The following is an 11,164-nucleotide window of genomic DNA, read 5'->3' on the forward strand; positions in this document are numbered from 1 at the left end:
CTCCGGCCGACCTGACCCCGCAGGGGCGCATGGCGTGGCTGCTGGACCGGTTCGTCGCCCACACGCCCGGCGTCACGCACGCCCTGCTGGCCTCCCGGGACGGCATCAAGTTGCTGTACAGCGAGATGACCCGGGACCCGGCCGACGCCATGGCCGCCGCCGTCTCGGGCCTGTCCTCCCTGGCCGCCAACCTCACCGGCCCGACCGGCGGGAAACTGGCCCCGCGGCAGATCATCATCGAGCGCGACGACTGCCTCTTCTTCGTCACGAGCGCGGGCACCAGCAGCGCCTTCACCAACCACCCGGGCAACACCAGGGGAGTGGTCGACACGGTGCTCGGCGTGATCGCCCGGCCCGACGCGGACGTCGGCAACATCGGCTTCGAGATGGACCGCCTGGTCCAGCGGTTCGCGTCCCACATGGTCACCGCGGTGCGACAGGACGACGGTTCCCGATGACCCAGCGCCCCGGGCACGAACTTTCGAGGACCGAGGACGTGACGGAGACGGCCTCGTTCGTCCGGACGTACATCCTCACCGCGGGCCGCACCCGCCCCCGCCACACGCTGAGCCTGGAGACGGTGCTGGAGCCGGGCCCCGGCCGCGCAGGCCCCGCCCTGCCGTACGAGTGCGAGCAGATCCTGACGCTGTGCCGACGGCGGCGGCGGTCGGTCACCGAACTGGCCGGCACCCTCGGCCGCCCCGTGAGCGCCGTCAAGATCCTCGTCTCGGACCTGCTCGACGCGCGGGCCCTGGTGGTGCCCGTCACCACCGCCTACACCGCGTCGTCCGACCCCTTGATCGGGCCCCGCCCGAGCAGACAACTGTTGGAGGCAACCCTTGCCGGTCTCAAGGCCAGGTGGTCCGATGCGTATCCCCAGGCCGTCTGAAGCGTCGGCACCGGCCGGTGCCGAGACCGCCGTCCGGGAGACGAGCGGACCCGCCGTCCTGAAGATCGTGGTCGCCGGCGGCTTCGGCGTCGGCAAGACCACGTTCGTCGGGGCCGTCAGCGAGATCCCGCCCCTGACCACCGAGGAGTACCTCACCCAGGCCGGCGCGGCCACGGACCGCCTGGAAGGGGTGGCGGGCAAGACCACCACGACGGTGGCCTTCGACTTCGGCCGCCTCACCCTGGAGGTGCCGGTGCCGCTGGAGCTGTTCCTGTTCGGCGCACCGGGGCAGGACCGGTTCCTGGACATCTGGCACGACCTGTCCCACGGCGCGGTCGGGGCCGTCGTCCTGGCCGACACCCGCCGCCTGGACACCAGCTTCACGGCGGTCACCTTCTTCGAGCAGATCGGCCTGCCCTTCGTGGTCGCGGTCAACGAGTTCGAGGGCGCCCACCGCTATCCCGAACACGAGATCCGCGACGCCTTCGGCCTGCACCGCGGCGTGCCCGTCCTGGCCTGCGACGCCCGCGTGCCCGCCTCGGTCGCCGGAGTCCTGCTCGCCCTGGTCGGCCATGCCCTGTCCACGACACCGGCCGAATCCACCCGCCCGACCGACCCCGCCCTCCTGGACGCATGATGACCGACCGACCGCACCTCCAACTCCCGCCGACACAGGCCACGTCCGGCACCGCGGCACCCGCCGACGCCATCAGCCCGCCTCCCGCCCTCATCCCGCCGAGCCCCGGAGCAGCCGGTGGGGAGACAGCGCGTGAGCTGGCGGAGCTGACCGCGCGTATCGACCTCGTCCGGCGTCTCGGCTTACCCGTCGGGCCGGATCCCGCCTTCGACGAGCTCGCCACCCGGATGGCCGTCTCGGCGGGCTTCCTGTACGGCATGGTCAACCTGTTCCTGGCGGAGCAGACCTTCGTCGGCCTGCACAACCCGCCGCGCGACAGCGGGCACCCGATCGTCGGGCGCACGATGAGCCGACGGCACGGCTGGTGCCCGGAGGTCGTCAAGCGCCGACGCGCCCTGCCGCTGCACAACGTCCACGCCAGCCACCGCTTCTCCGGCAACCAGGTGGTGGACGCCGTCGGCATCCACAGCTACTTCGGGGCACCCCTCATCCACGCCGACAGCGGCATCGTCCTGGGCACCGTCTGCATCATCGACCCCGAACCGCGCCCCCTGGAGGACGCTCGGCGGCTGCGGGACATCGTCACGGCCACCAGCAGCCAGGTCATGGACGCCATCGGCGCCAGGACCTCCCGTCCCTGATCCACCCCGACCGTCCTCGGGACAGCCCCGCACGCGGATCGGCCGCGCCCCGTCTTGCGACCACACCGGGAGAGGGAACGACCATGCCCATCACGCCCAGCCCACACCTGGCCTCCGACCACGAGGCGCTGCACCGGGAGGCCGACGCCGTCGCCCGCGACGAGATCACCCCGCTCGTGGCGCGCATGGAGAACTCACCCGACCGGGTCGAGCGCGACGTCCCGCTGATTTTCGGTGAGCGGCGCTGGTTCGGGGTGACGATCCCGCAGGAGTACGGGGGTATGGGCGCCGGTCATGTCGCCAAGACCGTTCTCATCCACCGCCTCGCCGCGGTGTCCGGGGCGGCGGCCGCGATCCTGCAGGCCGGCCTGATCCCGGTGGCCGCGCTGCTGCACTTCGCCAACGACGAGCAGAAGAGGCGGTGGCTGCCGCCGGCCGCGCGCGGGACGGCGTTGTTCTCGATCGCGGTGACCGAGCCGGAGGCGGGCGGGCACCTCGGTGGCATGCAGACCACCGCCGAACGCAGCGGCGAGGAGTGGGTGATCACCGGCAGCAAGATGCACGTCGGCAACTCCCACCTGGCCCACGTGCACGTCGTCGTCGCCCGCACCGCGCCGCCCGGGGCGAGCACCTCACGCGCGCTGACGGCGTTCCTGGTCGAGCACGACCGGCCGGGGCTGACCGTACGGCCCCACCGCCCCGCGCTGGGCCTGCACGGTTTCTCCTTCGGCCGCCTCGACCTCGACGGCGTGCGCGTCCCCGCCGCCAACGTGCTCGGCCGGGTCGGCGAGGGCATGCGCGTGGCGCAGAGCAGCAGCATCCTGTACGGGCGGCCCAACCTGGCCGCGGTCAGCCTCGGCCTGCACGAAGCGACCGTGGAACTCACCACCCGCTTCCTGCGACAGCGGCGGCGCTACGACGGCACCCTGTACGACCTGCCGGTCCTGCGCGACCGACTCGGCGCCATGGAGGCCCGGCTGCGGGCCGCCCGCACCCTGACCTACCAGGCCGTGGCCCTGCTCGACGCCGGGCAGCCCTGCGACGCGGAACTGATCAACTCCAAGTACCTCGGCCACGACTGGGCCGTCGAATCCGGCCAGGACGCCATGGAACTGCACGGCGCCCACGCCCTGGCCACCGACTATCCCCTGCAACGCCTGTGGCGCGACATCCAGTGCACCTACGCGCCGGCCGGAACCGGCGAGGTCCAACGCATCCGCCTCGCGGACACCGTGCTCCACGACACCCCCGTGCAGTGGTCCCGACTCCTCACCGGCGGCGACAGCCGGCCGCAGCCCGATCCCAGCACCGTGTGACTCCCGCGCGCGGCGGCGACGGTCCCCCCGCTTCCTCGCTGCCGCGTGCGGGTCCCAGCCCCTGCCGCCGGGAGTGTTTCCCGTCTTCCCCTCCCGGCGGCAGGGCACCGAGACACCCGCGGGAGAGGGCCGCCGCACATCAGAAGCCCACCCCGGCACCACACCCGCCCCGGGAACGGGCCGGACCGTCCCCCAAGGGGCTTCGCTCGCACCCGGATGAAGCCAACCGACTCAGACCCGTCACCTGAAGCCGGTGTGACCGGCAGACAGCAACACCAGCCCACGACCCCTCGGCGCGCCGACGTCGAGAAGGAGACCGCTCGTGAACAACGCCCCCGCAACGACGCCCGACGACAGCGAACCCGCTCCCCGCTCCGAACAGGAGCTGCGCGACGCCATGGTGCGGCGGCTCATCGAACTCGGCGCCGCGCGCAGCCCGCGGGTCGTGGCCGCGTTCCGGGCCGTCCCCCGGCACCTGGCCACCCCCGGCGTGGACGTGGCCAAGGCCTACGACGCCGAATACGTCGCCGTGACGAAGACCGACGCGTCCGGTGTGGACGTCAGCTCGGTGTCCGCCGCCCGCATCCAGGCGATGCAGATCGAACAGGCCGACATCCGGCCGGGGATGAACGTCCTGGAGATCGGCTCGGGCGGCGTGAACGCGGCCTACCTGGCCGAGATGGCGGGAGAGCAGGGTCAGGTCGTCACGGTGGACATCGACCCGGACGTCACCCGGCGCGCGCGGGACTTCCTGAAGGCGACCGGCTACCACAACGTCACCGTGGTCACCGCCGACGGTGAGCACGGCGTCCCCGAACACGCACCGTACGACCGGATCGTCGTCACCGTGCAGGCAGCCGACGTTCCGCCGGCCTGGGTGCACCAACTCCGCGACGGCGGACGGCTGGTGGTGCCGCTGCGGATGCGCGGCATGACCCGCACGGTCGCCTTCGTCCGCGACGGCGAGCGCCTGGTCAGCGACGGGTTCGAGCTGTGCGGCTTCGTCCCGATGCAGGGCGCCGGCGAGAACCGCATGCGCCTGGCCGTCCTGCACGACGCCGAGGGCGAGGAGATCGCCCTGCGCCTGGACGGCCACCCCGAGCCCGACACCGAGGCTCTGCGCGCCGCGCTGCGCACCCCGCGCGCCGAGGCGTGGTCGGGGGTGACGCTCGCGGGCGACGAGTCCAACGAACACCTCGATCTGTGGCTGACCACCGCGCTGGACGACCTTCCGCTGATGGCGGCCAAGCCCGCCGCCCGGCAGCGCGGTCTGGTCGCCTCCGCCTCACCGCTCGGCGTTCCCACCCTCGTGGAGGGCGACAGCTTCGCCTACCGCACCGTGCGTCCCACGAACGACCCCGACCGGTACGAGCTGGGCGCGATCGGCCACGGGCCGCGCGCCCGGGCCGTCGCCGAGCGGCTGGTCGAGGAGATCCGGACGTGGGACCGCGACCACCGCGCACACCGCGCCCACATCGAGGTCCATCCGGCGGGGACGCCGGACGACCGGCTCCCCGCGGGCCGTGTCATCGACCGGCCGCACACGCGGATCACCATCTCCTGGCCGTGACGCCGCCAGCGTCGCGACCAGGTCTGCCAGGCACATCCACCCGCCTCTTTCCAGTCGAGGAGAACGAGATGGCATCACAGACCACCGGCACCACGCTGAAGGCCGCCACGGACTTCGGCACCGACGGCGATGCGGACTTCGACCTGCGTATCGAGACCGTCGCCTCCGCCCCGGTACTCGGATCGCTGCTGAACGACACCAGCGACGGCTGCACCTCCACCTGCCAGTCCGCCTGCTCCAACAGCACCTGCATCGGCGGCTGATCCCGCCGTGCGGGGGCCGGGCCGTGCCGTGCCCGCCGCCGGCCCGGCCCCCGCACCACCACGACGTCGAAGGAGGCACAGCCATGTATCACGCAGTCGACGCATGCATGATCAGAGCATCGGTGCTCGCGCCGTCGGCGGCACTTCCTGCATGGCCGGACCTGAGCGGCGACACCGACGCCGACGTCCGCCGGTGGCGGGAGTGGACGGCCCGAGTCTGGGCGGACGAGTCCGTGGCCGCCGCGATCGAGGTCGCCTCCCCCTCCCTCGCCGACGCCGTCCGGCAGGTGCTCGCCGGAGAGCGCCGGCGCCCGCGGGCGGTGCGGCGCACGGTCGTCTCCTTGGCCCGCTACCTGCTGCGGATGCGGCACCGCGCCACCCCCTTCGGGCTGTTCGCCGGAGCGGCCCCGGTGCGCATCGGCCGCACCGCCCGAGTCCGGTGGGGCACCGGCCACCGCGCCTTCGCCCGGGCCGACGCGGTCTGGCTCCACGGCGTCGTCACCGCTCTCGAACGCGATCCCGACGTCCTGCGGCGCCTGCACGTCGTCGCCGACCCCGCCTGCACCGTCCGCGGCGGCCACGTCACCGTGCAGCACCAGCCGGGCATCGATGGTCCCGCCGACACCACGCTGCGGCGCACACCCGCCGTCGAAGCGGTGCTCGCCGTGGCCCGCACGCCCCTGACCGTCGGCGACCTCGCGGCCAAGCTGTCCGGCGACTACCCCGACACCCCGCCCGGCGTGATCGAGGACATGCTGCGCAGCCTCGTCGCCCACCGTGTGCTGCTGACCGGCCTGCACGCCCCCATGACGTGCACCGACGCCCTCGGCCACCTGGTCACACAGCTCGAAACCGCGGGCACCGCCCCCGACACGGCCAGGGAACTGCGGCAGATCCACACCCTGCTGGCCCGCCACGACAGCGGGCCGCCGGAGGAACAACGCGCCCTGCGCGCACGGGCCACCACGCGGATGCGCGCCCTGAGCGGCGCCACGGACCACGGCCTGGCCGTCGACCTGCGGCCGGAGTGCGACATCGTCCTGCCGCAGACCGTGATCCGCGAGGCCGAGCGCGCCCTGGCGGTCATGGCCCGGATCACGCCGTACCCGCACGGCTCCCCGGCCTGGAAGGACTACCGGGCGCGCTTCCTGGAGCGCTACAGCATGGGCGCGATCGTCCCCCTGCGGGACCTCGCCGACCCGGACACCGGTCTGGGCTTCCCCGCCGGTTACCGCGGCACCGTCCTGCCACGTCCGGTCCTGGCCGCCGGCCGCCGCGACGAGCACCTCCTCGCCCTCGCCCAGGAGGCGGCCCTCGACGACCGGCGCGAGGTCGTGCTGGGCGAGGAGGACATCGAGGCGCTGTCCCTCGGCGCGCCGGACCAGGTCCCGGCCCACGTCGAGCTGTGCTTCACCGTGCTGTCCCCTTCCCTGCAGGCCCTGGAACGCGGCCGGTTCACCCTGTCCACGGTCGGACTGTCCCTGTCGGCGGGCACGACCACCGGCCGCTTCCTGCCTCAGCTCCAGCGGCCGGACCGGGACCGGATGATCGCCGCGTACGCCGGCCTGCCGACGCTCACCGCCGGCGCGACCCGCGTCCAGGTCTCCAGCCCGCCGCTGCGGCGGACGACGTACAACGTCGCCCGCGCCCCGGCCGTCCTCCCCACCGTGGTGTCCGTCGGCGAGCACCACCCCGACGCCGCCCTCGACCTGGACGATCTCGGCGTCGTCGCCGACGCCCACCGCTTCTGCCTGGTCTCGCTGTCCACCGGCCGGCCGGTGGAGCCGTCGGTGATGAACGCGGTCGAACCAAGCCACGCCACCCACCCGCTGGCGCGCTTCATGTGCGAACTGCACCGCAGTCACACCGCAGTCATGCTGCCCTTCACCTGGGGCGCGGCGGCCCGGCTGCCGTTCCTGCCCGGGATCCGTGTCGGGCGCACCGTCCTGTCCGCCGCCTGCTGGCGCCTGGGCGCCCGTGATCTCGTCGACGGCGGGAGTTTCGCCTTCCGCCTCACCGACTGGCGCATCCGCCGCGGCGTCCCGCGCACCGTCCACGTCGGCAGCGACGACCGGCGGCTGCGCCTGGACCTCGACGAACCCGACCACGTCCAGCTCCTGCAGGCCGAGCTGGACCGGCACGGCACCGTCGTGCTGCACGAGGCACCCCCGGACGACGCGTTCGGCTGGATCGGCCGCGTCCACGAGATCACCGTCCCCTTCGCCGCCGACCAGCCACCCGCCCCCGCACCCGCCTGGCGGACGACGGCCGTGATCGGTCGCACCTCCGGCCGGCTGCCGGGCGCCTCCGCCTGGGCGTACCTCAAGCTGTACGGCAACGCCGACCGCGCCCCGGAGGTGCTGACCGCCCACCTGCCGCGCCTGCTGCACGACTGGGAAGACGAAGCACCCGCCTGGTGGTTCACCCGCTACGCCGACCCCGACAGCCACCTGCGCCTGCGCCTGCGCTTACCCTCCCCGGACGCCTTCGCCCACGCGGCCCGACGCGTCGCCGCCTGGGCGACCGAGCTGCGCGCCGAGGGCCTGATCCAACGAGTGCAGTGGGACACCGACGAGCCGGAGACCGGGCGCTACGGCACCGGCCCCGCCCTGCAGGCCGCCGAGCACGTCTTCGCCGCCGACTCCGCCGCCGCCCTGGCCCAGCTCGCCCTGCCCGTCCCCGCCGGTCACCGGCCGGCCGTCACCGCCGCCAGCCTGGTGGACATCGCCACCGCCTTCCTCGGCTCACCCACCACCGCATGGGCGTGGCTGACGGCGAACCTCTCACAGAACGAGGGCGACGCAGCCCCCCGCGACCTCCAAGACCTGGCCGTGCGACTCGCCGCCCCGGACCCCCGCCACGCCGCCGTCCGGGCGCTGCCGCGCGGCGACCAGGCGGCCGCGGCGTGGACGCGGCGCCGCGCCGCCCTGACCGCATACCGGCACGCCCTCCAAGCGGCCGGAACCGACCCGGCCACGGTGCTGCCGTCCCTGCTGCACATGCACCACAACCGCGCGGCAGGCATCGCTCCGGACGCCGAAGCCGCCTGCCGCCGCCTCGCCCGCACCGCCGCTCTGTCCCTCGCCCGCCGCACCGAAGGAGTCCCGCGGTGACCACCACCCCGCCGACGACCCTGGCGGAACGGCAGTCCCTCGCCCACGGCCCGCTCGGCATCGCCCTGCTCCACATCGACCGCGCCCACCGCGGCCTGACCTCCTGGCAGGTCGTCCACCGGCAACTCGCCCAGGTCCATCCGCTGATCGACGGAGACGAGGCCGGGCTGTTCCTCGGCGCACCAGCGATGGCGTACGTCCTGCACCTGGCCGCCGCCGGCAGCACCCGGTACGCGGCAGCCCTGGACACCCTCGACCACGTCGTCGCCGCCCACACCCGCCGTCGCCTCGCCGCCGCCCACGCCCGCATCGACCACGGCCGCTACGCCGCCTTCGCCGAGTACGACCTGCTGCGGGGCCTGACCGGCCTGGGCGCCCTCCTGCTGCGCCGCCGCCCGGACGGCGACGAGCTGCGGCGCGTGCTGGAGTACCTGGTCCGGCTCACCGAACCTCTCACCGCGCCCGACGGCCGGCAGCGGCCCGGCTGGTGGGTCGGCCACGCCCCCACCATCAACTCGGCGGCCACCCCGGGCGGCCACGCCAACGCCGGCCTCGCCCACGGCATCACCGGCCCCCTCGCCCTGCTCGCCCTGGCCAAACGGCGCGGCATCACCGTGGACGGCCACGACACCGCCCTGACCCGCATCTGCCGCTGGCTGGACCAGATCCGGCGCAGCGACCACCGCGGCACCCGCTGGCCCCGCTGGATCAGCGACGAAGGCCCCGCCCCCGCCATTCCCGCCGCCCCGTCCTGGTGCTACGGCACCCCCGGCCTGGTCCGCGCCCAACAACTCGCCGCCCTCGCCCTCGGCGACACGGACCGCAAACGCATGGCCGAACGCGCCCTGCTGTACTGCCTGGCCGACCGCCACCAGCTCGACCGGCTCACCACCCGCGGCCTGTGCCACGGCCTGGGCGGCCTGCTGCGCACCGTCCAGCGCGTCGCCCAGGACGCCGACGACCCGAAGCCCTTCACCGACTGGCTTCACCGCGCATCCCAGCGGTTCCTCACCACTCAGGCGCCCCAGGAACCCGGCTTCCTCCAAGGCACGGCCGGCGCCACCCTCGCCTTCCAAGGCGCCCAACCAGGAGCCGAAGCCGGCACCGACTGGGACGCCTGCCTGCTGCTCGTCTGAGGAGACACACCGTGGAGCAGCGCGACATCGACGCGACCGAGAGCGCCGTCCTGTCCGTCCTCGGCGGCACACCGATCGAGGAAGCCGCCAGACAGGCCGGCACGCCCCCCGCCCGCCTGGCCGAGGCCGTCGAACGCTACCGCGCCGCCGGCCGGGCCGCCCTCGACACCCGCACCACCGGCTGGTACCAGACCTACATCACCTTCGCCGACCACCGCACCGCGGAGGACGCCTTCCGCACCCACCTCCTGCCGGCTCTGCGCAGCGAGCCCGTCGGGGCATGGTGGTTCGTGCGCAAGCACCCCTGCTGGCGCCTGCGCGTCCACCCACCCCTGCACACCCGGATCGAAGACACCGTCGCACACGTCACGAAGGCCCTCGACACCGCCGTGTCCCGCGGCGCCGTCAAGGAATGGTCGCCCTCCCTCTACGAGCCGGAGACCGTCGCGTTCGGCGGAACAGAGGGCATGACGATCACCCACGCGCTCTTCCATGTAGACAGCGACGGCGTCCTCGACTACCACCGGCACGTCACCGACCGAACCGCCGCACTCCCCGACGCCAAGACGACCTCCCTGCTGATCACCACGCTCTTCCTGCGAGCCGCCGGACTGGAGTGGGGCGAGCAGGGAGACGTGTGGGGGCAGGTGGAGGCCAGACGCCCCCTGCCCGACGACGTGCCCGTCGGCAAGGTGGAGGTTATGGCCGAGCCGCTGCGACGACTGCTGCTACTCGACCCCTCCCAAGCCCTCGCCGACGGCCCGCTCGCCCCGCTCCGTCCCTGGACGACCGGCATGCAACACGGCGCCCGCGCCCTGGCCGCAGCCGCCCGGGACGGCCGCCTGGGGCTGGGACTGCGCGGCATCCTGGCCCGGCACGTCCTGTTCCACTGGAACCGCATGGGCTTCACCCCCCGCCAACAGGCCATCTGGGCGCGAGCCGCACGAGGGGCGATTCTCAGCCAGTGAGCGCACACCTTCCGCCGACGCCCTCTCCAGTGAACAGAATGGCGCCATGACGGAATCCGTGTTACCAACTGCCCGCCAGGCCGAGGAGGCCCACGGCACCCTGGACGTGCCCGGCGACAGCTGTCGTCGGAGCGCCGTCTCCCTCTCCCTCCCACGGCCGCTCCGGTGCCGTACCGTCGACGCGAGGCGGGACGGGGGGCGCCGGTGAGCGACGAAGCGCGCCCGGTCACCGTCGAGATAGCGGAGAACGCGTGGCAGAACCACGCCAGGAAAGTCCACGGCATCGAAGCCGCCGTGGAACGCCTGCGCCGGGACCTGCGGAACGATCCCCTGCTCGGGGAGGCCACGCGCCTGCCCTCCCTCTACCACACCCGGATCTCCACCGGCGAGAACGGGCAGGGCACGCAGGTCGACATCGCCTACGTCTACGGCCCCCCGACGGCAGCCGAAGGCACGGTCCGCATCGACTCCATCCGGCCGGTGCGCCCCGTCGCCTTCGACTACGAGGAACCGGGCGTCCCCCTCCCCGAGGAACCGGAGCCGGAACCGGTGCGCGATCCGGCGATGGAGGAGATCGAGGCCCGGCAGGTCACGCAGGCCTGGCAGCGCATCACCGCGTGGCTCGGCGCGC

At 73.7% G+C, this 11,164-nt stretch carries 11 protein-coding genes; all 11 read left to right on the forward strand.

All coding sequences use genetic code 11. The features are described from left to right. The first annotated feature begins 11 nt into the window (after positions 1–11). The gene (locus IE225_RS31970; protein WP_229880202.1) at positions 12–458 is read left to right on the forward strand and encodes a roadblock/LC7 domain-containing protein; all 447 of its coding nucleotides are present in this window, start codon (positions 12–14) and stop codon (positions 456–458) included. Continuing rightward, positions 455–889 carry a DUF742 domain-containing protein gene (locus IE225_RS31975; RefSeq protein ID WP_190061169.1) on the forward strand — a complete coding sequence of 145 codons (435 nt, stop codon included), beginning with the start codon at positions 455–457 and terminating at the stop codon, positions 887–889. Before IE225_RS31970 ends, IE225_RS31975 begins: the two co-directional genes overlap by 4 nt. Continuing rightward, a complete protein-coding gene (locus IE225_RS31980; protein ID WP_190061170.1) occupies positions 867–1,526 on the forward strand; it encodes a GTP-binding protein in 660 nt (219 codons plus the stop codon). Before IE225_RS31975 ends, IE225_RS31980 begins: the two co-directional genes overlap by 23 nt. Further along, entirely contained in the window at positions 1,523–2,167 is a 645-nt protein-coding gene (locus tag IE225_RS31985) for a GAF domain-containing protein (protein WP_308432578.1), read from the forward strand. Before IE225_RS31980 ends, IE225_RS31985 begins: the two co-directional genes overlap by 4 nt. Positions 2,168–2,250: 83 nt before the next feature. Beyond that, positions 2,251–3,483: an acyl-CoA dehydrogenase family protein gene (locus tag IE225_RS31990; protein WP_190061171.1), complete on the forward strand. Its 1,233-nt coding sequence runs from the start codon at positions 2,251–2,253 to the stop codon at positions 3,481–3,483. A 322-nt stretch (positions 3,484–3,805) separates the two neighbouring features. Next, positions 3,806–5,053, forward strand: coding sequence for a methyltransferase, FxLD system (gene fxlM / locus IE225_RS31995; protein WP_190061172.1), 1,248 nt, complete (start codon positions 3,806–3,808; stop codon positions 5,051–5,053). A gap of 68 nt (positions 5,054–5,121) precedes the next feature. Continuing rightward, the gene (locus tag IE225_RS32000; RefSeq protein ID WP_125499604.1) at positions 5,122–5,316 is read left to right on the forward strand and encodes an FxLD family lanthipeptide; all 195 of its coding nucleotides are present in this window, start codon (positions 5,122–5,124) and stop codon (positions 5,314–5,316) included. Between the two features lie 83 nt (positions 5,317–5,399). Further along, on the forward strand, positions 5,400–8,429 hold the full coding sequence (locus IE225_RS32005) for a lantibiotic dehydratase (RefSeq protein ID WP_229880201.1): 3,030 nt from the start codon (positions 5,400–5,402) through the stop codon (positions 8,427–8,429). Then, on the forward strand, positions 8,426–9,565 hold the full coding sequence (locus tag IE225_RS32010; protein ID WP_190061173.1) for a lanthionine synthetase C family protein: 1,140 nt from the start codon (positions 8,426–8,428) through the stop codon (positions 9,563–9,565). Before IE225_RS32005 ends, IE225_RS32010 begins: the two co-directional genes overlap by 4 nt. Before the next feature lie 11 nt (positions 9,566–9,576). Next, positions 9,577–10,533 carry a thiopeptide-type bacteriocin biosynthesis protein gene (locus IE225_RS32015; RefSeq protein WP_190061174.1) on the forward strand — a complete coding sequence of 319 codons (957 nt, stop codon included), beginning with the start codon at positions 9,577–9,579 and terminating at the stop codon, positions 10,531–10,533. A gap of 204 nt (positions 10,534–10,737) precedes the next feature. Further along, on the forward strand, positions 10,738–11,164 hold a 427-nt coding region (locus tag IE225_RS32020), incomplete at its 3' end, for a hypothetical protein (RefSeq protein WP_190061175.1).

It is taken from the genome of Streptomyces echinoruber, assembly GCF_014651135.1.
Taxonomy (GTDB): Bacteria; Actinomycetota; Actinomycetes; order Streptomycetales; family Streptomycetaceae; genus Streptomyces; species Streptomyces echinoruber.

Bases quoted from the DNA above. Each gene is read 5' to 3' on its own strand.
- IE225_RS31990 (WP_190061171.1), top strand. From the start codon at position 2,251: ATGCCCATCACGCCCAGCCCACACCTGGCCTCCGACCACGAGGCGCTG.
- IE225_RS31975 (WP_190061169.1), top strand. From the start codon at position 455: ATGACCCAGCGCCCCGGGCACGAACTTTCGAGGACCGAGGACGTGACG.
- IE225_RS31985 (WP_308432578.1), top strand. From the start codon at position 1,523: ATGATGACCGACCGACCGCACCTCCAACTCCCGCCGACACAGGCCACG.
- IE225_RS32000 (WP_125499604.1), top strand. From the start codon at position 5,122: ATGGCATCACAGACCACCGGCACCACGCTGAAGGCCGCCACGGACTTC.
- IE225_RS32005 (WP_229880201.1), top strand. From the start codon at position 5,400: ATGTATCACGCAGTCGACGCATGCATGATCAGAGCATCGGTGCTCGCG.
- IE225_RS31980 (WP_190061170.1), top strand. From the start codon at position 867: ATGCGTATCCCCAGGCCGTCTGAAGCGTCGGCACCGGCCGGTGCCGAG.